Raw genomic sequence first — 19,226 nt, 5'->3', positions numbered from 1 at the left:
CCGTCATTGCATGATGGGTGCGAGCGCGGCGCTGATGCGGTTGAACTGCGGCGCCGTGATCATGCCGCCGAGGATCTTCTGAAAACGCTCGTCCGCGACGCCCGAAACGATGTACTGCCAGCGATAGGCATGCAGCATGGTCTCGCCTAGCTGCTGCGCCTGCGCCTGCGCCTCGTCGAGCGTCCTGCCGCACACTCGCAGGAAGTAATCGGCGTCGGCTTTGGCCTGCATCTGCAGGATGCCGTCCACGGCGCCGACCAGTTCGATGAGATCGCCCACGGCCGAATCGCGCTGTTCCGGCGTCAGTTTCGCGTCCTCGCGCTGCCACTCGAGTTCGTCGAGAATGGCGTGCTGCGATTCTTCCTTCCAATGGAACAGGAAGACATCCTTCCATAGCTCGGACAGTGCGATGTCGGGCTCGATGCTCTGCCGGTAGTGCGCCTGGGTGAAGAGTTCGATGTGGCAAGTCAGTCCAAGTACCGCCCACGTGGACTTGCTGAGCACGGCGTTGGCAACGTCGTTGGGCTTTGGCAGGAAGCTGTAGCCCGGGGGCATGTCTGCGGCCGCCATCGCCTCCACGCGGCGGAACAGCTCCTGGTGCTTCAATTCTTCGTCGGTGAAACGCACCAGCGCCTCGAACACGGTCTGGTCGCCCAGGCAATGCTCGCGGCTGATCTCGAGCATCTTTGCGCCAATGTAGCGCTCGACGAGCCCGAAGAGGTTGGCATACGTACGCCCCTGGATCTGGCTCACCAGCCGTTTCTCGTTCGCGTCGAGAAAGGACAGGCGCTCGATCTTGGACAGCCCGTCAGGCAGAAACTTCTTCGAGACGTCGAATTTGCGGCCGCGAATGACGTCGCGATCGATGTCCCAGCGGATGCGCTTCGACACTTCGATGCACTTGGCGTAGCGGTCGCTTGTTGCTGTGTGCTGCATGGTTTGCATGATTTTCTCCTTGGGTTGCGCGGGGTTAACACGGTCGCGTGGTCAGGTGACCATTGCGGCCGCGCATGAGACGTTTGTCCCGGAGGCGGCTTCCGGAATGAGGGACGGTCGGAACCCTCCTGCCGAATGCGCATCGATCTGCGTCATGACCATCGCATTGACTTGGGCGCGATGGGTCAGCGGAGCCATGTGGCCCGCACCGGGGATGCTCGTCAGCTTTGCGTCGGGAAGGGTGTGTGCGAGCCGTTCGCAGATGCGCCGCGTCGGCAACGGCGAGCTCGTCCCCTGCAAGAGCAGGGTCGGAACAGCCATCGAGCGCAAGTCCTCGAGTCGGATCGGCTCGTTGACCGTCGCATGGAAGTCGAGCGCGACTTTGGGGAGGCGCGCGGCCATTACGCGGCGCCTGTCTGCCGGTACCGCCGCCCATGCATCGGGACCGCTCCAATAGTCCACGAAACCTCCGAAACCCGCGACATACTCGCCGCGGGCGATTGCGCGCGCGACGCGCTCGGCGACTTCCGTGATTTCAGCAAGAGCCGGGGCATCTGTTCCTCTCAGTAGATGGAATGCGACCGGTTCGATCAACGTGAGGCTGCGCAACAGATCGCCTCGCTGACTCGCAATATGCAGCGCGACGGCACCACCGTAGGAATGTCCGACAAGGTGCGCTTGCCCGGTACCCCGCGCGAGCAGAGCGAGAACGATCTCGGCTTCGCATTCGAGGCCGAATGGTCTCCGTCCCGCCCAGTCGGCCGTGTCGCCATAGCCGTAAAGATCCGGCACGATGACCCGGTATCTCGCGCCCAGCCGTTCGGCGAGTGCGCGCCATTGGGCGCCGGAACTGCCGGAACTGTGCAGAAGTACCACCGGCTCGCCACTGCCCAGTTCAAGGTATGCGATGCGGTTGCCGGAAATCTGGAGTGTCGACATCATTGCGCGCTCGACTCAGATGCCGCGAATCGGCTGCCGCGATGGCATCCGCAGGCCGACCAACAGGCTCCAGAAGCGCTTCGCGAGCGAGGGCGTCACTCGCATCGCAGGCGCAAGCGTCACGAGCGCGTACGGCGCAGGGCCACAGGCCGACACCAGCGTCAGGCCGTCGCGATGGATGCGGAATGACGCACCGGCACCCAGCACTACGTCGTCGGGGCTGCCGTACTGAGTAAGCCAGACGGCGCCGTACTGCACACGCAGTAGCGCGCCGCGACCGTTTCGAATGTGCGCTATTTCGCTGCGAGCGATTTCGATGCGGGTCATCTCGGTGTTCGGTGATGCACCTGATACGTTCATGGCTGTCTCCTTGCTTGGGGTCGGGCGGAGAAGGGTCCGGGAACAGGCCCGGTGTTCGGCTTTGGCGGTCGGAGCAACTGCGCTAGCTTGGTCACGAGCGATGCCGCACTGAATCGGGTGGCGCCTGGATTGAAGCCCAGTCTAGTGAGCAGCTGTGGCAGGCGAACTTCAGCACGGGGCTGTTCTTGTTTCGTTTGTTTCAAGCCCCCCGGCACCGATCGAACCGAATCCCGGCAGATACGTTCCTGGCGGTCGCGGCGCGGGCGCCCTGCTTACGGCGCAATGCGCGATGGCGTGTGCTAGCTTGGGGTTGTACGGCCCGTGCGTCCGGCAGCCAGGGGATCAGTCGCTGCCGCGCCCTGCGGGCCAAAGGAGGGGGAGAGCTTCGATGGGTCCCAAAGCCACCATCCTGATCGTCGACGATGAGCCGGACGTGCGCGAGGTATTGGAGGAATACTTCATCGCCCAGGGCTACGCAGCCCTCTGCGCGGCGAGCGCCAGCGATGCGCGGGAGATGGCTGCCGAGCATCCGATCGACGTGGCGCTGCTGGACATTTCCATGCCCGGCGAGGATGGCCTGAGCCTTGCGCGGCACCTGCGCGAGCGCTACGCGCGGATCGCCATCGTGATGCTGACCTCCGCCAGCACCGTGGTCGACCGCATCATCGGCCTGGAAATGGGCGCCGACGATTACGTCGCCAAACCCTTCGATCCGCGCGAACTGCTCGCCCGCGTCAAGAGTGTGCTGCGCCGCACGTCGCTGGCTGCGAGCGCCGACCTGGGTGCTGCCCGCGTGCGCGTCGGCCGGTGCGTGCTCGACCTTGGCGCGCATCGGCTCACGGATGACGAGGCCAACGAGGTACCCATGTCGCCGCTGGAGTTCGATCTGCTGAAGGCGCTGGTGGAAAACCCCAACCGGGCGCTCTCTCGCGAACGCATCCTGAATCTGGGCCAGCAACGTGATCTGGACCCGTTCGACCGCAGCGTGGATCTGCGCGTCATGCGCTTGCGCAAGAAGATCGAGCCTGATCCCGAGCATCCCCGATTCATCAGGACCGTGCGCAACGCGGGCTATATCTTCGTCCCGGGTGGAGAGTGAGAACGAAATGAAAACATGGCTGAGGATGAAGAGGCATTGGTGTGTTCTGGCGTGCGTCGCGCTCTTGCTCCCGCTCATCGGCTGCGTGCGCGAACCGGAATCCGCGTTGCGCATCGGCACCAATGTCTGGATTGGAAGCGAACCGCTCTACCTGGCGCGGGAACTGGGTCACCTGAATCCCGAGGTCGTGCAGCTTGTGGAATATCCATCGGCGAGCGAAGTGCTTCGCGCTTTTCGCAACCAGGCCATTGACGGCATGGTGATCAGCCTGGATGAGCTGTTCGGACTCGCGGTGGACGGGCTGCAACCGCGGATCATCCTGGTGGTGGACGTGTCCCACGGGGCCGATGCGGTCGTGGGTCGCACCGGCATGCGCACGATGAAGGATCTCAAGGGCAAACCGGTCGCGGTGGAAAGCGGCGCGCTGGGGGCCTTCGTGTTGAGCCGGGCCCTGTCCCTCAATGACATGCAGGCAAGCGACGTCAGGGTCGTCCACCTGGAGTCGAACGAACAGCCCAGTGCGTTCGCGAAGGGGCAGGTGGATGGCGCCGTCACGTTCGACCCGTACCGTACCCAGTTGCTTCGCGCGGGCGCCACGACGCTGTTCGACAGCACCCAGATTCCCGGCGAGATCGTCGATCTCGTGGCGGTCCGGGCGAGCGTCCTCGAAAAGCAGCCCAAGGCAATTCAGACCTTGCTGGCCGGCTGGTTCAGTGCGATCGATTACCTGAAGCGCGAGCCCAAGGATGCGGCGCACCGCATGGGCATACGTCAGCAGACGACCGGCGAGCAGTTCCTCGACGCACTGAAAGGCCTCCACATTCCGTCCCGCGAGGAAAATCTCAGGATGATCGGCGGGGCGACCCCCGAGCTGGCGGTTAGCGGGCGCCGACTGATGGCATTGATGCAGGAAGCGAAGTTGCTGCGCGCCCCGCTTGCAATCGAAGAAGTGCTTGCACCGGGTCCGTTGGCGAGTTCGCCGCCGTGAGTATTCGCATTCCGGCATCGCTCAGGCTGACGGTCCCGCTCATCCTGCTGGTGTTTGCCGCGACGCTGAGCGCCTTCAATTTCGTCTACCACGTGCCGCGTGCCGAACACGCAGCGGAGGAAGAAAGCCGCAAACGCCTGGCTCAGGAGATGTCGCGGCTGCAAAGCACGCTGGAATACCTGCTGCTCAAGGGTGATGAAGCGATTGCGCAACGCGAGATTGCGGTATTGGCGCACAACCACGACTACCTCGTCGTCGTGCTCACGGATGACCGGCACGCGGTCATCGCGGCCACGCGTCGAGCGTGGCTGGGGCGGCAGGTCACGGATGTGCTGCCGCAGTTCGATCTTGACCAGGCGGCCGGCGCGATTCGCGAACGTCGCGCCAGGGTGACCCACGATGCAGCCGACAGTGCATTGCTCGGTTACGCCGGAATCCTGATGGGCAGCGAGCGTGAAGAACTGCGTCCTTCAAGGGCGGGCAGCCTGTTCCTCGCCTACGATCTCAAGCGATCCACGTCGGAAGCTCGCGCGCGGGTGCTTCAGCAATCGCTTTACTGGGCCGGATGGGTGATTGCGCTGGCACTGGCGATGTGGCTTGCGTTCCATTTCCTCCTGACCCGGCGCACTGCGCAACTGGTCCGCGCCGCCGAACAACTCGCTGCCGGAAATCTCGCCGCCCGCAGCAATCTGAGCGGTCGCGACGAGCTCGGTCGGCTGGGACGCGCCTTCGATGCGATGGCAGTCGAGGTGTCCGAGACGCAAACCCGGCTGCGCCACGATATTGCCGAACGCGCCCGCGTGCAGCAGGCGCTGGAGAATAGCGAGGAGCAGTACCGGTCCATGTTCAACGCGTCGATCGATGGACTGGCGCTGTGGAATGCCGCGGCTGAAATGGTCGACGCCAATCCTGCGCTATGGAAGATATACGGCTATAGCGAAGCGGAGCACCTGGCGTCGCCGCTGAGCAAATTCGTCGGTCCGTCCTACCATCCTGATTTGCTGCGATCGATCGCGGCCGGCGAGCCCTTGCATGTAGAGCTCACCGATTTGCGCAAGGACGGCTCCACGCTGGAAGTCGAGGTTCACGGCATCCCGATGCAGTACCAGGGAAAGCCTCATGTCCTGATGATCACGCGCGATGTCACCGAAAAGAAGCGCTCCGCAGAGGAGCTGGCGCGCCATCGCGAAACCCTGCATCAACGCGAGAAACTGGCTGCACTCGGGTCGCTGCTCGCCGGCGTCGCTCACGAGCTCAATAACCCGCTTTCCGTGGTCGTGGCGCGGGCGGTCATGCTGGAGGAACAAGGGGATTCGACGACCCAGGCTGCTGCAGCAAAAATCCGTACTGCCGCGGAGCGATGCGCGCGCATCGTGCGAACCTTCCTCGCCATGGCTCGGCAGCAACGACCCGAGCGCGGGCCCGTGGCGATCAACGAGGTCGTGTCGGCAGCGCTCGACATCACCGGTTACGCCGTTCGTACCAGTGGAATCGACGTGGCGCTCGATCTTGCCGATAATCTCCCGGCCGTCTTCGCCGACACCGACCAGCTCCACCAGGTATTCCTCAACCTGATCATCAACGCGCAGCAAGCGCTGCAAGATCAGCCGGGGCCGCGCCGTATTCGCCTGACCAGCCGTTACGACACGACCAGCGACATGATCCGCATTACCGTCGCCGACAACGGACCCGGCATTCCGGCGGACCTCCGCGCGCGGGTCTTCGAGCCTTACTTCACCACCAAACCGGTCGGAATCGGCACCGGCGTTGGGCTGGCGGTGAGTCTCGGCATCGTCGAAGCCCATGGTGGCACGCTTACCGTCGATTGTCCGGTCGAGGGTGGAGCGGAGTTTTCGATCACGTTGCCCGTGGGCAGCGCGGAAACCGCCGGAGCAGCGCGCCCGCCGCCCGTGCAGGCGACTCCGGGCCAGCGCGCGATACTCGTTGTCGACGACGAACCGGACATTCGCGAAACATTGGCCGAGATTCTGACCGACGCGCGGCATCGGGTCGTCACCGTCAGTTCCGGGCGAGAAGCCTTGGCGCGCATCGCCGCGGAGCACTACGACGTGATCCTCACGGACGTTCGAATGCCCGATCTCGACGGGCGCGCCCTGTATCGGGAGGTCGAACGACGCTGGCCCGAACAGGCCAAGCGCGTGGCCTTCGTGACCGGGGACACCTTGACCGATGCCTTGCGCGAGTTTGCCGCCGCGTGCGGTTGTCCGGTGATCGAAAAACCCTTCCTGCCAGGCGACGTGCGCGATGTCGTCGCCGCACTTACCGCCTTATCATCGTCACCAGCACCTGAGCCGCCGCGCCACCCGGCCCCGTAGGGAACTGCGTCCAGGTGATTCGTCTGCTTTCCGCGGTTCCGCAGCGGGATTTCGCGTCTCCGCACCGCGCGAAAGCCCCTCGGTGCGGAGGGCCCGAGCCCTGTGCGTCAGGGCTGGCCGATATAGTCGCGCTTGCCGAGGTCAATCCCGTTGTGACGAAGGATGTCGTAGGCCGTTACGACGTGAAAGTAGAAATTCGGCAAGGCGAATCCGCACAGATACTGCATTCCCGTATAGCGCACTTCGTGCTTGCCAAGCTTGAGGATGATTTCGCGGTCCTCGGAGCCGTCGATTTGATCTGCCGGTACGGTGGCGATGAAGTCCAGCGTCTTGGCAATGCGCGCCTGCAGATCCGCAAAGCTCGCCTCGTTGTCTTCATGCCGGGGGGGCTCCAGGCCGGCCAGTCGCGCCACGGGCCCCTTGGCGTTATCGCAGGCAATCTGCACCTGCCGCAATAGCGGGAACATGTCCGGGAAGAGACGCGAACCCAGCAGCACAGCAGGATCGAATTTGCGCTCGACAGCCTGGGTCTCGGCCCTGGCCAGAATCGCCGAGAGGTTCCTGAGCATGTTCGCAAAGCGCGGCGCGCTCGCTTCATACATCGACAAGGTCATGAGTTTTCTCCATGTTGATCGGGACCGTGCCTGGCGGTTCGGGACGGGGTCGGCGACCGGAACCCTCAAAGCTCACTGCGCCGATCAGGCCAAATCCTGCGCATTTCCGTACTCCTGTGCGTCTCTTTCGGTTAATTGTCTGCGAGCAATACCGAAAGGGCTCCTATTTCAGTGCATCACACAATTCACTCAGGCTCGCCAGTTCCAAGTCCGGTGTCTCCGCGTGCGGCCATAGCGCCTGTGCTCGGTTGAGCCAGGCCGCCTGCATCCCGGAGTCGCGCGCGCCCAGCACGTCCAGCAGCACATCATCGCCCACGTGCAGCACCTCTTGCGGCAGCACTCCGGCTGCCCCGGCGGCGGCGTGGAAGATACGGGGATCGGGCTTGGCCAGACCAACCTTGAGGGCGGCGACGCTGGCCACGAAGAATGGTGCCAACCCCATGCGCGCGAGCTCAGCGTTTCCGTTGGAAATGCTCACCAGCGGGTAACGCGCGGCCAGAAACTCCAGAGCAGGAAGCGCATCGGGAAAGAGGGTCACGTTATGGCGCTCGGCGAAGAAGAACTCGAAGGCGGGCTCCGCCAGCCCGGGGTCATCCCCCGCGCTGCAAAGTGCCACGCGGATCGACTCGCGGCGCAATGCCGTCAGGTCATGCGCCAGGTCCGGCCGCTGCTGCCCCATTGCATCGCGAATCTCACGCAGCGCCCGGGGCGTGGAGAACATGGCCGCCGTCATCGGAGCGTTGATCTCCAGCCAACTATGGAGCACCTTCTCCGCGCGCTCGATGGTGGGCCAGATGGGCCACAACGTGTCATCCAGATCCAGCGAAATGGCCCGGATTCTTTCTAGGTTCAACATTTGGGCGAGCTTACCTCATGTGGCCATGGTTCTCACCTGCCGACGACTTTCGCCCTTCAGCCGCGTCAGCCAAGTTACGCCTAACAGACTTTCAAAAGTCCGCCGGAGTTCCGCACCTCCCAAGGCAGAAAGGAATGTTTCGGACATGAACGCCCCTTGCCCGGTTGCGGTCATTCCGCCCGCGCTCGTCATGACGAGCAAAGTAATCAAATGTTACACTCCTGTCATACCCGGAACGCGACCCGTGCTGCGAGTGCGTCGTTTCGCGGCGGTGACCAGCCGCATCCTGCGGCGGTTCAGGCGACTTTTCGGAGGAGTGATGGCAGACGCGAGCTACGCCTTGGTATTCCAGGGAGTTACTCTTGGAGGGTTCGAGCGGGAACAAGTCATGGAGCGTTTCGGCCAGCTGTTCCGCCTGTCGGCGGCGGACGTCGAAAAGGTCTTCGGCCATCCGCGGGTGGTGCTCCAGCGCAACCTCGACCGTGCCGCGGCCGACGCCTACGCCAGTCGGCTCGCGGGGATCGGCATGGCCGTCACCGTGGATGCCGCACATCCGCCGGCCGCCGCCGCGCCATCCTCGCCCGTGCTGAAACCGATGTCCGCGCCGCAGCCGCAGGCTGAAAAGCAGGCTGACGAGCCCGCGGCGCAGGTCCCGGCCGCCGCGCCGCCCGTCGCCGATGCACAATCCGCTGCCGCCGCGATGCCCGTCACCCCAGCCAGCGTCGCCCCTCGCGAGATCGAGTTCGAATTCACCGGCAACGGCTTCGAGTTCTTCCGCATATGGATCGTCAACCTGCTGCTCAGCATCGTCACCGCGGGCATCTACTCCGCTTGGGCCAAGGTACGCACGCAGCGCTATTTCTACGGCAACACACGCAGCGACGGCGCCTCCTTCGAATACCTCGCCGACCCGCTGAAGATTCTCAAGGGACGCCTGGTCGGTTTTGCGCTGCTGCTGATCTACTCGCTGGCAAACAAGTTCGCCCCGCTGCTCGGCGCGGTGCTGATGCTGTGTTTTCTTGCGATCTTCCCGTGGATCATGGTGCGCGGGTTGGCCTTCCGTAACCACAACTCCGCCTGGCGCGGCGTGCGCTTCGGCTTCGACGGGCAGCTCGGCGAGGCCTACCGGGTCTTCCTGCTGTGGCCGCTTCTCGGTGTGCTCAGTCTCGGCCTGATGTTCCCGTACGCCGTGTATCGTCAGCAGCAATTCGTGATCGGCAACAGCCGTTACGGCGTCGAGCCCTTCCAGTTCGGCGCACGCCCGAGCGCCTTCTACAGGATCGCGCTGGCCGTGTTCGGCGCCGCCGTGGGCGGTTTCCTGCTGTCCATGCTCCTCGGCAAGGTCTTCCCGCCGCTGGGCGCGCTGGCGATGGTGGCCGCGTACGCCGTGATATTCGCGCTGTCCAATGTGATGTTCACCAACCTGCGCTACAACAACACCCGACTCGGCGCGCACGCGCTGCAGGCGGACTACCGGCTCGGTTCCTACGCCATGCTGATGTTCACCAATACGCTGGCGATCGCCCTCACGCTGGGACTGTTCTACCCTTGGGCCAAGGTGCGCACCGCGCGCTATGCGGCCGGGCACATCGGTCTCGTGGCCGACGGCGACCTCGGCGAATTCGCTGCCGCACAGCGCGAACAGGTTTCCGCGCTCGGCGGCGAGATCGGCGACGTGTTCGACATGGATCTGGGCATCTGATGCGCGTGGAGGGCCGCTTCTTCGACGGTGCGAGCTCGCGCGGTGACTGCGCGAGCGTACTCGTCGAAAACGGCTGCGCGCGCGTGGAAGGGGAAGCCGGCGATGAATTGTTGTCGCCGGTCGCGCTCGATCGCGTCGCCTTTTCGTCGCGCATCGGCAACACGCCGCGCTTCCTTCGCTTTCCGGGCGGCGCGAGCTTCGAGACGCCCGACAACGAGGCGGTCGACCGCCTCGCCGCGCAGCGTTCGCCCGCGAGCGGGCTCGTCCATCGACTGGAATCGAAGCTGCGCTACGTCGTCGTCGGTCTCGTCGTCTCCGTCGCCTTCGTCTGGGGCAGCGTGCAGTGGGGCGTGCCGGCGCTCGCCAGGATCGCCGCCTTCTCGCTGCCCGCCGCGGTCAACGGCCACGTCGACCGCGTGGTGCTGGAGATCCTCGACCGTCGACTACTCAAAACCAGCCGCCTGCCCGAACAGGAACAGGCCCGCCTGCTCGCAGCCTTCGCCCCGCTGGTGAAAGAGGCCGCGCAGCACCAGCCGGTGCGCGTGCTGTTCCGCGACGCCGCCGACTCCATCGGCGCCAACGCCCTGGCCCTTCCAGCCGGCTCCATCATCTTCACCGACCAGCTCGTGCATCTGGCGCAGCACGACGAAGAACTCATGGGTGTGGTCGCCCACGAAATCGGCCACGTCAGGCAGCGCCACGCCCTGCGCAGCTCCATCCAGGCCTCTTTCATGGGCCTCATCGCAACGCTGGTCGTAGGAGACATCTCCTCCGTTTCCTCGGCCATCGCAGCGCTTCCGGTGATGCTCACCGAACTCGGCTACTCACGCACCTTCGAGCGCGAAGCGGACCAGCATGCGGTCGAGATGCTGCGCCGCCAGGGCATCGACCCCCAACGCTTCGCCGACATCCTGCAGCGGCTCGATGCGCCGAAGGACGAAAAAGGGGGGTATCTATCGACGCATCCGCCGACGCCGGAGCGGGTGAGGTCGATACTTTCCGGTTCGGGAACCTGAGCGCGGTCCGGCGACAAACCGCATCGCATTCTTGCTTCGCCACACCTCGGCATCGCGCATCAGAGGCACCCGGCCGAGGACGACGAGGCTGCCGGCGAACAGGATTCCGTTGGCGCGGTCCCGCACGGCGACATCGCCGGGCGTGCTAACGGTCGGCGCCCCCTCGACGCGATGATCATCTCAAGGAACCGAGACCCAGCCCTCAAGAGCCTGGTGGGCCGCCTCGTCCAGGGTCTTGGGGCCGAAAGGATCGCCGTAGTTGCGATCCTGTTGGTCCTCCAACATCTGACCGAGCATGCCGAGTCGGTTGGAATAGTCCCATATGCCGCCGCGCACGGCGCTCATGGCCTTGGCGTCGAGGGTTTCGGTCGCGGGCAGGTCGTGGATGGTGAGGTGGGTCATGGCGGTTCTCCTGAAGGGTGTTTCGCGTTTCTGTTGGTAGTGAGCCGGATGTTGCGCTCGCCACTTCTATTGCAGAAAGCGCGCCAGGGTGTCGCCATGCACACCGCGAGATCGGCGTAAGGCATTGAAAAAATTAAAAATGTGAAACCGCACCGATCGCAGCGAAGCCGATGACGGGTCCGCTGGCGGAGGCCAAACGGTGGGCAATGTCCAACAGGTCGAGGAGAGGTGTTGGGTCAGTCGAATCACAGTTGGGCTGCCGAGGACGCATAAAGCGAAACAATCCTGGCCGTACGCCTGGGACGAGGCGGACTCGAAATGGAGGGATGGGCGACCAAAGTTGACTAGACTCGGAATGGCATCTATCCAGAATGGCGCCGTTAGCATTTAGTGCAGTGCCACCCGCACTCGCACGATGCCTGTTCCTGTCTCTTTTCAGGAGGGAGTGCGATCATGTTTCAGACGCTATCACGCTCAACGAGATCGGCAGTCCTGCGGGCGGCAGCCCTCGGCATGACGTTACTGGCAAGCGGCATGTGGCCCGGCGCGACGCACGCACAAACGCCGATCAGCGACTTGAGCTCGAACCCCGACGGCGGCGATCCGAACGATCCGCTCGCGGTGACGCAGTGCAATGGCGCGCCGCAACTCGGTGTCCTCTATCGCAATAGCGAGAGCGAACCGCAGCTCGCGGTCAACCCGAGCGATCCGGCGAACATGATCGCCGGGTGGCACCAGGACCGCTGGAGCTCCGGCGGCGCGCAAAGCCTGGGGGCGGCGTACACGACCGACGGCGGCGTGTCATGGACGCAGGTGGTGATCCCGTTCACGCGTTGCTCCGGCGCGGCACCGCGCTCCGCGGGCGACTACGAGCGCGGCTCGGATCCGTGGATCAGCTTCGGCCCGACCGGCACGGCGCATTACATGGCGCTGGTCACCGACAAGTCGGTCAACGAGAACGCGATGGTCACCGCGCGCTCGACCGACGGCGGTAACACCTGGTCCGCACCGGTGGTGATCGCGCGCATGCCCGCACAGGATCCGGTCTTGCGTTCGCTGTTCCACGACAAGAACACGCTCACCGCCGACCCTTTCAATGCACGGCTCGTGTATGCGACCTGGACCTTGTTCCGCACCGGGATCACGTCGCTCGTGTTCGCGCGCTCCACGAACGGGGGGCTCACCTGGTCCAAGCCGGCGCCGATCGCGACGATGGGCTCGGGGGTTGGGACTTCCGAGAAGACCATATTCCGCCAAGGCGCGCAGATCGTCGTGCTTCCCAACGGAACGCTGGTTAACGCGTTCTTCCGCATACTGCTCGACGACGCCACGGGGCGCGTGACGAACGACCAGGCGATCCTGCGCTCGACCGATCAGGGCCGGCACTGGACACGCCTGGACACGCGGGTCGCGCCGTTCGAGAGCGCGTCGGCGGTCGATCCCGAGCGTGATATTCCAGTGCGCGACGCGGGCGGATTGCCGAGCATCGCGGTCAACCCTCGAAGCGGGCAGATCTACATCGCGTGGCAGGACCGCAACGCCAACAGTGCGGGGCTCGTTGGCGCCTTCGTCGCGAGCTCCGACGACGGCGGCCTGACCTGGTCGGCGCCGGTGCGCGTCAACCAGGCGACGCCGGATGACGTCCAGGCGTTCCTGCCGATCGTTGCGGTCAACGAGCAAGGCACCGTGGGTGTGCTTTTCTACGATTTCCGCAACGACGTGCTTGGCGACGCACCGTTGAGCACCGACGTGTTCCTGTCGCTGTTCACGCCGGAACTGGACTTCCTCGGCGAGCGCCCGCTGACGGCCAGCTCATTTGACATGCGTCAGATGGTGATCACGGGCCCGCGCGGCTTCTTCCCCGGCGACTACGTCGGGCTCGCCAGCGTCGGCGGCGATTTCGTCGCGGCATTCACAAGGAGCAACAACCTCAACCTGCCGGTCGTTTTCCCGCAAGACGAGAGCGGCTTGTTCCTCGACACCCACAACCGGCAGGACATCGTGTTCGTGCGCGAGACGCCATAGCGGCGCGTGCAGCAAGCCCTCGGACTACGTCCCGCGACGTGCCAAGGCGAGAAAAACACCAAGGGTCATCATCGTGCAGCCCGACACTCGCGTGAGCAGGCGGGCTCTGGCTGTTAGGCCGGCATTCGACTTGAGCAGACGGTCTGCGCCGAACACGGCCAGGACGTCGACGAACGTATTCAGGACGACGCAGATGCTGCCAAGGACCGCTAGCTGCGGAGCCAGCGGCGCATCGGGAGAGGTGAACTGGGGAAGAAAGGCGAGGAAGAAGAGTGCAGTCTTGACGTTGAAGGTCTCGACGATGATCCCCTGCATGAAGGCGCGGCGAGCGCCCTGGGATGCGACCCGTTCCACTGCAATCGGCTGCTCCTTGCGCAGGAGCATACGGAGGCCCAGATAGATCAGGTACGCAGCGCCGAGGTACTTGACCAGGTTGAACGCGAAGGCCGACTGCGCGATGAGCAGGGATAGGCCCAAGGCGGCTGCAGCCACGTGGACAAGGCCGCCGAGGCCCGTCCCGAAGCATGAGGCCAAGCCTTCTGAGCGGCCGCCGGCAACGGTACGCGCCACAACATATGCGATGCCGGGGCCAGGCGTGATGGCAAGGACAACTGCGGCAAAGACAAACGCGACGAGGGGCATGGGATGCAGAGGCGACTCAGGATTGAAGGTCGCCGCCGATGTCGACGAACTGACCAGTCGCGGGTTGGCCTGGCGAAAGTGGATGAGGGATACCGCCATCGCCATAAGATTTGATGACTCGGGCAATCACGATGTGATACCCGTTTATCCACTTCGCCTGCCGCTGCTTCGCGGCAACGTGTTTGGGATGCTGAATGAGCTGCTGAAGCGCTTCCAGCGTCTGCCAATAGTAGACGGTCGAGATCAGCCCGGAAGCCGGGTTTTCCCATGATTCCTCGCCCAAGTAACCAGGGATGGACCTCGCGACCTCGGCTATCGCTTGATCCAATTTATGGAACTCGGCGTCGTATTCGCCTTTGGCAAAGGTAAAGGTAGCGGTGTACAAGAAATGCGTCCTCATCTGGTAGCCACGCAACACGTAGCAAGCGCTACCTGGCCGTTTCCTTCATTGCGAGCGCCAGGCCGTGGTTTCCCCTCCCTTCCAACGCACAAATGGCACCTTCGCGATCTCTGGCCTCATGGTGCTGGTTCAGCTTGCGTTTGCCTTCCAAACGGGTGAGGCGGATTTCGATCCCGACGATATGACCTAGTTGCTCCGCCAGGAAGTCCGGGGGCGCGTCCCCCATCTTCCACGGCTGGGCTTCCTCCACCTCGTGCTGTCGCGTCAGGCGAGCGACGACACCCCGAACGAACTTTTCGTCGTCGTGGACATGGACGGTGCCGTGGGCATGCACGACCTCGTAGTTCCATGTGGGCACGCGGCGGTGGGTCTCATGCTTGCCTGGATACCAATTCGGCGAGATATAGCCTTGCACGCCTCGAAAGACCACCAGCACCGGGTCGCCTTCCGTGACCTCACGCCAAATCGGGTTTGCGCGCGCAACATGCGCTTGAAGTGCGCCGCAGGAACCATTCTCGGCGTCGATCAGGAACGGAAGGTGATTCGCTTCCAGGCCGGCGGCGGTGTGCGTCACCAGCATGCCGAGGGAATGCTCGCGGATGATGCGATAAAGTTCTTCAAGCCGCGGCTCGGCGAACTGCTTGGGAAGGTACATGTGGCGGTCCTGTCTGCTCGATCGATCATTGTGCAGCGCCGCTGGCACGTAGATAATAGCCAGTTCTAAATCATCTCACTGGTCCAGTTGCTGTCTATGGGTATGGACGATGTCGGCCGTCGCGGCCGCAGTCGTGCACTCTACGAGGAGATCAAGGCGCGAATCGGCGATGGCACCTACGCGCCGGGGACAGTATTGCCTTCCACCCGGGCGCTTGCGGCCGAGCGTGGGTTGTCGCGCACCACGGTGTCGCTGGTGTATGAACAACTGGCCGCCGATGGGTTCATCGAAACTCGGCCTGGCGCCGCAACCCGCGTGGCGGCAGGGGCGGTGCCGTCAAGCCAGAACGAGCATGACCGGTCGGACGGCACAGATGCTGCGCGCCCGAAACATCACGACGGTCGTCTGTCCGAGATTGGGGTGAGGGTGTCCGCCCTGGAGTTCCAGGACCTTCTCCCTGTGGTCACCGGCGAGATCGACTTCGTCTATGGTCCATTGGCGGGACGTGATTTCCCGACGTCGCTCTGGTTGAAGGCGCTCCGGACAGTGGAGCGGCAACGAGGTGCGCGCCTTTCCTACGAAGATCCTCGCGGAAATATCGACCTTCGCAGGGCGCTCCAGGCGCATCTCAGCCAGACGCGTGGTCTCTCTTGCTCGACTGAGCAACTGCTGATCGTGAATGGATCCCAACAGGCGCTCGATCTCTGCGCGCGGCTGCTCGTCAACCCGGGTGACCCGGTTGTTGTTGAGAACCCCGGATACCGGATGGCGCATTACGTCTTTGAGGCTTATGGCGCCAACATTGTTGGTATCGAGGTTGACGGCCAAGGGCTCCGAACCGACTTGCTCGGGCAGGTTCCCCGTGCGCAGATGGCCTACGTGACACCAACGCATCAATTCCCGCTCGGGTCGTTCTTGCCAATCGGACGCCGGCGGGCGTTGCTGGAATGGGCAGCGGACGGGGGGACTTGGGTCATCGAGGACGACTACGACAGCGAGTACCGGTACTCGGTGCGCCCCGAGGCCACGTTGCGGTCGCTCGACTTGCGCGAGTGCGTCGTCCACGTCGGCACTTTCTCAAAGACGCTTTCTCCTCAACTCCGGCTCGGCTACATGGTGCTACCGCAGCGCCTGGTCAGCACGTTCGCTGCAGCGAAGCGCCTCGCAGATCGGCACGCACCAACGGGCATTCAACGTGCGTTGGCCGTATTGCTGCGGGATGGCAGCTACGACCGACACGTTCGCCGGATGCGTCGTCTGCAGCATGCACGGCAGCGAGCGCTGCTTGACGCTCTTTCCGCCCATTTGGGTGATCGCGTGGTGGTGCAGGGTTCGGCGAGTGGGCTCCACCTTGTCGCCTGGTTCCCGTCTCTCCGACGAGAACAGGAAACTGCACTGGTTCAGGCGGCTCGTCTCAGCAACGTTCGCGTCTACCCCATCAGCCAGTTCTTCCTTCCGGCTGGAGAAGCAACTGCAAGGCAAAGGCCGGCTGGCCTGGTCATGGGATATGCCTTGTTGGAGCGAGAACATATCCAGGAGGGGGTGCAGCGCCTGGCTGCTGCGCTGACACGGCTTCAAAGCGGGCCTGCGCCTGCAACGGCAACATATAATGCCCGCCCGTAACTCTTGGCTTGGGAGAAAAATGAGGCTGAACCTGAAGGTCCCCTTCGCGGAAAAAGACCAAGCCAAGAAGCTTGGTGCTCGGTGGGATGCTGGCCGAAAAATTTGGTACGTCGAGGGCAAAGACGACGTGACCCCGTTTTCCAGATGGTCGCCAACGCCTCACGATGCTTCTGTTGGCGACGTGCGGACGCAGAAGAGCGTGGCAGCCAAGAATCAGGCCTCGTCCGGCAAGGTCCATGTCGGCAGTGACTACGTCGCGCATCCTCGGGTGTGTGATTGCCCCCCGTGGGAGGTGTGCGACAAGTGTCGGGCCACAGCCCTGTCAAAACCGGGTTGAGGGGACGAGCTCATGGAAGTCGTTGCCGTAATCGACTTTGAAACGACGGGTCTGTCGCCGGCACAGGGGGACCGCGCAACGGAAATTGCTGCGGTGATCCTGGAAGACGGCAGGGTCGTCGACCGCTACCAGAGCCTGATGAACGGAGGTGCCAGGATACCGTCCTTCATCGAATCCCTGACCGGAATATCCAATGAAATGATTCGTCATGCGCCGGCGGCGGCGCAGGTCATGCAGGAGGTGTCGGATTTTGTCGGCGACTATCCGTTGGTTGCCCACAACGCTTCTTTCGACTGCAAATTCTGGGATGCCGAGCTTGCTCGAATTCAGAGAAGCAGGCAGCAGGAATTCGTCTGCTCGTTGCTGCTTTCGCGCCGGATTTTCCCGCAGGCGCCGAGCCACAAGCTTGGTGCCTTGGTCGAGTATGCGAATCTACCGGTAGCAGGCCGATACCACCGGGCTTTAGCCGATGCGGAAATGGCCGCCAGCCTTCTGCTGCGGTTGGAGGGTGAGCTGCGTGACCGTCACCAGGTGAATGACGTTTCCGTCGAACTACTTCGCAGGATTCAGCGCGTTCCCAAGGGCCAGTTGAAGCGATGCATCGCGCGCGAGCCAAGTTTTTAACGCGGTCGCGTGCGCGCAGGTGCAGCGAGGTTGCGCTGGTGCGAAGTCGCAGGACGCCTGGAGCGCAGTAAATCAGGCTCTGGTCCATCCCGGCCGCTATTTCCCCTTCGAGCGTCCGCCCATGACCATTGGTCCGTTGTTTGCGTGACACCGTGGCCCGTCCTCAATTTGATCGGAACTGACACATGACTCGACCGTTTCCCGTCGGTGGCCAGCCCATACGGCTGTCCCGTTTCGGAGCATTCCCGCACGCCCTTGCCGGCGTGCTGCTCTACCTGCTCTTCAGCGTTGCCGCCCACGCCCACGGCGTAGCCGAAGGCGACAAGGGTTATATCCAGGAGATCTCGGGCACGCAGCTGTTGCCCTTCACCTATCTCGGCGCCAAGCACATGGTCACCGGCTACGACCATCTCCTGTTTCTCGCCGGGGTGATCTTCTTCCTCTACAAACTGAAGGACATCGCGCTCTACGTCAGCCTGTTCGCGATCGGTCACTCGGTGACGATGCTGTATGGCGTCTATGCCGGGGTGAATGTGAACGCCTACCTGATCGACGCGATCATCGGTCTGTCGGTGGTGTACAAGGCGCTGGACAACCTCGGGGCCTATCAACGCTGGTTCGGGGTGCAGCCGAACACCAAGGCCGCGACCCTGGTGTTCGGCCTGTTCCATGGTTTCGGTCTGGCGGCGAAGATCCAGGAGTTCGAGATCGCGCGTGACGGTCTCCTGCCCAACCTGCTGGCCTTCAACGTCGGTGTCGAGATCGGCCAGTTGCTCGCACTTGGCGCCATCCTGATTGCGATGGGCTACTGGCGGCGTACCGCCGCGTTCCTCAAGCATGCCTACACCGCCAACGTCGCCATGATGTGCGCCGGCTTCATGCTCATCGGCTATCAGCTGACCGGCCTGTTCATTTCCTGAATTCTGCGGAGTCCTGACCCATGTACAACACCGATCTTCCCACCCGCGCCGAACTGCCGAGCACGGGCAAATTGCTGCGTTCCACCGCCGTCGCCGCGCTGATCGCGACCGGCCTGCTCGTCACCACCATCCTGCCGGCGGAGTACGGCATCGATCCGACCGGCGCCGGCCGCGCCCTCGGCCTTACGCAGATGGGGGAAATAAAGATTTCGCTGGCGAACGAGGCGAAGGCCGGAGAAGCGTCGCCCGCAGGCGGTGTCGCTCCGATCGTGGCACCGGCCACCCCGGCAGCCGCAGCGGTCGTGACAGCCCCCGCCCCCGATGGTCACGAACATGGTCACGAGCACGAGCACGAGCACACGGCCGTCGTGGCGCCCGCGGTGCCATCACGCTCCGAGCCCGCAGCCGCCGAGGGGGCACCAGCGCGGCAACATACCGTGACGATCAGCCTCAAGCCTGGTGAGGCGGCGGAAATCAAGCTGACCATGCAAAAGGACGCCAGCGTCAGCTACGAATGGTCCACGGTCGGCGGCCCCGTCAACTACGACACCCACGGCGATCCCGTCAAAGCCCCCAAGGGCTTCTACCACGGCTATGGCAAGGGCAAGAATGAAACCGCTGATGCCGGTACGCTGCAGGCCGCCTTCGATGGCAAGCACGGCTGGTTCTGGCGTAACCGCTCGGGAGCCGAGATCACCGTGACGCTGAAGACCCGTGGAGACTACGGGCAGATCGAACGCATGCTCTGAGCC

General features: G+C 63.7%; 20 protein-coding genes. 11 read left to right on the top strand and 9 right to left on the bottom strand.

Translation table 11 applies throughout. The features are described 5' to 3' along the window. Positions 1–3: 3 nt before the first annotated feature. Genes GPA25_RS15805 through GPA25_RS15795 form a run of 3 tightly spaced genes read right to left on the bottom strand, consistent with a single transcriptional unit; the run spans position 4 to position 2,235 of the window. Complete coding sequence (locus tag GPA25_RS15805) at positions 4–945, bottom strand: hypothetical protein (RefSeq protein WP_169261369.1); 942 nt, start codon at positions 943–945, stop codon at positions 4–6. A gap of 42 nt (positions 946–987) precedes the next feature. After that, positions 988–1,878, bottom strand: coding sequence for an alpha/beta fold hydrolase (locus tag GPA25_RS15800; RefSeq protein ID WP_169261368.1), 891 nt, complete (start codon positions 1,876–1,878; stop codon positions 988–990). A gap of 12 nt (positions 1,879–1,890) precedes the next feature. After that, positions 1,891–2,235, bottom strand: coding sequence for a DUF2917 domain-containing protein (locus GPA25_RS15795; protein ID WP_169261367.1), 345 nt, complete (start codon positions 2,233–2,235; stop codon positions 1,891–1,893). Positions 2,236–2,623: 388 nt separating this feature from the next. On the opposite strand from GPA25_RS15795, the gene GPA25_RS15790 reads away from it, so the two are divergent. Genes GPA25_RS15790 through GPA25_RS15780 form a run of 3 tightly spaced genes read left to right on the top strand, consistent with a single transcriptional unit; the run spans position 2,624 to position 6,658 of the window. Further along, complete coding sequence (locus GPA25_RS15790; RefSeq protein WP_169261366.1) at positions 2,624–3,334, top strand: response regulator; 711 nt, start codon at positions 2,624–2,626, stop codon at positions 3,332–3,334. Between the two features lie 7 nt (positions 3,335–3,341). Beyond that, complete coding sequence (locus GPA25_RS15785) at positions 3,342–4,322, top strand: ABC transporter substrate-binding protein (RefSeq protein WP_343034963.1); 981 nt, start codon at positions 3,342–3,344, stop codon at positions 4,320–4,322. Continuing rightward, positions 4,319–6,658, top strand: a complete 2,340-nt coding sequence (locus tag GPA25_RS15780; RefSeq protein WP_169261364.1) for an ATP-binding protein — start codon at positions 4,319–4,321, stop codon at positions 6,656–6,658. The genes GPA25_RS15785 and GPA25_RS15780 overlap by 4 nt, the downstream gene beginning before the upstream one ends. Before the next feature lie 107 nt (positions 6,659–6,765). Here the strand turns inward: GPA25_RS15780 and GPA25_RS15775 are convergent, their stop codons facing one another. Then, on the bottom strand, positions 6,766–7,272 hold the full coding sequence (locus GPA25_RS15775) for a DUF1993 domain-containing protein (RefSeq protein ID WP_169261363.1): 507 nt from the start codon (positions 7,270–7,272) through the stop codon (positions 6,766–6,768). A gap of 163 nt (positions 7,273–7,435) precedes the next feature. Then, the gene (locus GPA25_RS15770) at positions 7,436–8,128 is read right to left on the bottom strand and encodes an HAD family hydrolase (protein ID WP_169261362.1); all 693 of its coding nucleotides are present in this window, start codon (positions 8,126–8,128) and stop codon (positions 7,436–7,438) included. 319 nt (positions 8,129–8,447) lie between these two features. Between GPA25_RS15770 and GPA25_RS15765 the strand changes: the two genes are divergently transcribed. Together GPA25_RS15765 and GPA25_RS15760 are read left to right on the top strand one after the other, a co-directional pair. After that, positions 8,448–9,830: a YjgN family protein gene (locus tag GPA25_RS15765; RefSeq protein ID WP_246265754.1), complete on the top strand. Its 1,383-nt coding sequence runs from the start codon at positions 8,448–8,450 to the stop codon at positions 9,828–9,830. Continuing rightward, positions 9,830–10,846, top strand: a complete 1,017-nt coding sequence (locus tag GPA25_RS15760) for a M48 family metallopeptidase (protein ID WP_169261361.1) — start codon at positions 9,830–9,832, stop codon at positions 10,844–10,846. The genes GPA25_RS15765 and GPA25_RS15760 overlap by 1 nt, the downstream gene beginning before the upstream one ends. Before the next feature lie 180 nt (positions 10,847–11,026). Here GPA25_RS15760 and GPA25_RS15755 read toward each other — a convergent pair whose 3' ends face one another. Next, complete coding sequence (locus GPA25_RS15755) at positions 11,027–11,248, bottom strand: hypothetical protein (RefSeq protein WP_169261351.1); 222 nt, start codon at positions 11,246–11,248, stop codon at positions 11,027–11,029. Positions 11,249–11,761: 513 nt separating this feature from the next. Between GPA25_RS15755 and GPA25_RS15750 the strand changes: the two genes are divergently transcribed. Then, on the top strand, positions 11,762–13,273 hold the full coding sequence (locus GPA25_RS15750; RefSeq protein WP_169261360.1) for a sialidase family protein: 1,512 nt from the start codon (positions 11,762–11,764) through the stop codon (positions 13,271–13,273). A 24-nt stretch (positions 13,274–13,297) separates the two neighbouring features. On the opposite strand, the gene GPA25_RS15745 is transcribed toward GPA25_RS15750, so the two are convergent. Genes GPA25_RS15745 through GPA25_RS15735 form a run of 3 tightly spaced genes read right to left on the bottom strand, consistent with a single transcriptional unit; the run spans position 13,298 to position 14,970 of the window. After that, on the bottom strand, positions 13,298–14,020 hold the full coding sequence (locus GPA25_RS15745) for a LysE family translocator (protein WP_211163154.1): 723 nt from the start codon (positions 14,018–14,020) through the stop codon (positions 13,298–13,300). Then, positions 13,932–14,300 (bottom strand): antibiotic biosynthesis monooxygenase family protein, encoded by a 369-nt coding sequence (locus tag GPA25_RS15740; protein ID WP_169261359.1) that lies wholly within the window; start codon positions 14,298–14,300, stop codon positions 13,932–13,934. The genes GPA25_RS15745 and GPA25_RS15740 overlap by 89 nt, the downstream gene beginning before the upstream one ends. Before the next feature lie 43 nt (positions 14,301–14,343). After that, entirely contained in the window at positions 14,344–14,970 is a 627-nt protein-coding gene (locus GPA25_RS15735) for an FMN-binding negative transcriptional regulator (RefSeq protein ID WP_169261358.1), read from the bottom strand. Between the two features lie 96 nt (positions 14,971–15,066). On the opposite strand from GPA25_RS15735, the gene pdxR reads away from it, so the two are divergent. From pdxR to GPA25_RS15710, 5 genes are all read left to right on the top strand, one after another. Further along, on the top strand, positions 15,067–16,593 hold the full coding sequence (gene pdxR, locus GPA25_RS15730; RefSeq protein WP_169261357.1) for a MocR-like pyridoxine biosynthesis transcription factor PdxR: 1,527 nt from the start codon (positions 15,067–15,069) through the stop codon (positions 16,591–16,593). Beyond that, entirely contained in the window at positions 16,580–16,930 is a 351-nt protein-coding gene (locus tag GPA25_RS24025) for a DUF5710 domain-containing protein (RefSeq protein ID WP_343034962.1), read from the top strand. The genes pdxR and GPA25_RS24025 overlap by 14 nt, the downstream gene beginning before the upstream one ends. Positions 16,931–16,942: 12 nt before the next feature. Beyond that, complete coding sequence (locus GPA25_RS15720) at positions 16,943–17,554, top strand: 3'-5' exonuclease (RefSeq protein WP_169261355.1); 612 nt, start codon at positions 16,943–16,945, stop codon at positions 17,552–17,554. Between the two features lie 185 nt (positions 17,555–17,739). After that, complete coding sequence (locus tag GPA25_RS15715; RefSeq protein ID WP_246265752.1) at positions 17,740–18,474, top strand: HupE/UreJ family protein; 735 nt, start codon at positions 17,740–17,742, stop codon at positions 18,472–18,474. A gap of 20 nt (positions 18,475–18,494) precedes the next feature. Further along, complete coding sequence (locus GPA25_RS15710) at positions 18,495–19,223, top strand: transmembrane anchor protein (protein WP_169261354.1); 729 nt, start codon at positions 18,495–18,497, stop codon at positions 19,221–19,223. Positions 19,224–19,226: the final 3 nt, after the last annotated feature.

Source organism: Aromatoleum diolicum (genome assembly GCF_012910955.1).
Taxonomy (GTDB): domain Bacteria; phylum Pseudomonadota; class Gammaproteobacteria; order Burkholderiales; family Rhodocyclaceae; genus Aromatoleum; species Aromatoleum diolicum.
This window is presented reverse-complemented; position numbering and strand designations above follow the sequence as displayed.

What these genes read in the sequence shown, in the direction of transcription:
- GPA25_RS15765 (WP_246265754.1), top strand. Translation starts at nt 8,448, where the DNA reads ATGGCAGACGCGAGCTACGCCTTGGTATTCCAGGGAGTTACTCTTGGA.
- GPA25_RS15745 (WP_211163154.1), bottom strand. Translation starts at nt 14,020, where the DNA reads ATGGCGATGGCGGTATCCCTCATCCACTTTCGCCAGGCCAACCCGCGA.
- GPA25_RS15750 (WP_169261360.1), top strand. Translation starts at nt 11,762, where the DNA reads ATGACGTTACTGGCAAGCGGCATGTGGCCCGGCGCGACGCACGCACAA.
- GPA25_RS15735 (WP_169261358.1), bottom strand. Translation starts at nt 14,970, where the DNA reads ATGTACCTTCCCAAGCAGTTCGCCGAGCCGCGGCTTGAAGAACTTTAT.
- GPA25_RS24025 (WP_343034962.1), top strand. Translation starts at nt 16,580, where the DNA reads ATGCCCGCCCGTAACTCTTGGCTTGGGAGAAAAATGAGGCTGAACCTG.
- GPA25_RS15755 (WP_169261351.1), bottom strand. Translation starts at nt 11,248, where the DNA reads ATGACCCACCTCACCATCCACGACCTGCCCGCGACCGAAACCCTCGAC.
- GPA25_RS15715 (WP_246265752.1), top strand. Translation starts at nt 17,740, where the DNA reads ATGACTCGACCGTTTCCCGTCGGTGGCCAGCCCATACGGCTGTCCCGT.
- GPA25_RS15800 (WP_169261368.1), bottom strand. Translation starts at nt 1,878, where the DNA reads ATGATGTCGACACTCCAGATTTCCGGCAACCGCATCGCATACCTTGAA.
- GPA25_RS15805 (WP_169261369.1), bottom strand. Translation starts at nt 945, where the DNA reads ATGCAAACCATGCAGCACACAGCAACAAGCGACCGCTACGCCAAGTGC.
- GPA25_RS15760 (WP_169261361.1), top strand. Translation starts at nt 9,830, where the DNA reads ATGCGCGTGGAGGGCCGCTTCTTCGACGGTGCGAGCTCGCGCGGTGAC.
- pdxR (WP_169261357.1), top strand. Translation starts at nt 15,067, where the DNA reads ATGGGTATGGACGATGTCGGCCGTCGCGGCCGCAGTCGTGCACTCTAC.
- GPA25_RS15720 (WP_169261355.1), top strand. Translation starts at nt 16,943, where the DNA reads ATGGAAGTCGTTGCCGTAATCGACTTTGAAACGACGGGTCTGTCGCCG.
- GPA25_RS15795 (WP_169261367.1), bottom strand. Translation starts at nt 2,235, where the DNA reads ATGAACGTATCAGGTGCATCACCGAACACCGAGATGACCCGCATCGAA.
- GPA25_RS15785 (WP_343034963.1), top strand. Translation starts at nt 3,342, where the DNA reads ATGAAAACATGGCTGAGGATGAAGAGGCATTGGTGTGTTCTGGCGTGC.
- GPA25_RS15710 (WP_169261354.1), top strand. Translation starts at nt 18,495, where the DNA reads ATGTACAACACCGATCTTCCCACCCGCGCCGAACTGCCGAGCACGGGC.
- GPA25_RS15775 (WP_169261363.1), bottom strand. Translation starts at nt 7,272, where the DNA reads ATGACCTTGTCGATGTATGAAGCGAGCGCGCCGCGCTTTGCGAACATG.
- GPA25_RS15790 (WP_169261366.1), top strand. Translation starts at nt 2,624, where the DNA reads ATGGGTCCCAAAGCCACCATCCTGATCGTCGACGATGAGCCGGACGTG.
- GPA25_RS15770 (WP_169261362.1), bottom strand. Translation starts at nt 8,128, where the DNA reads ATGTTGAACCTAGAAAGAATCCGGGCCATTTCGCTGGATCTGGATGAC.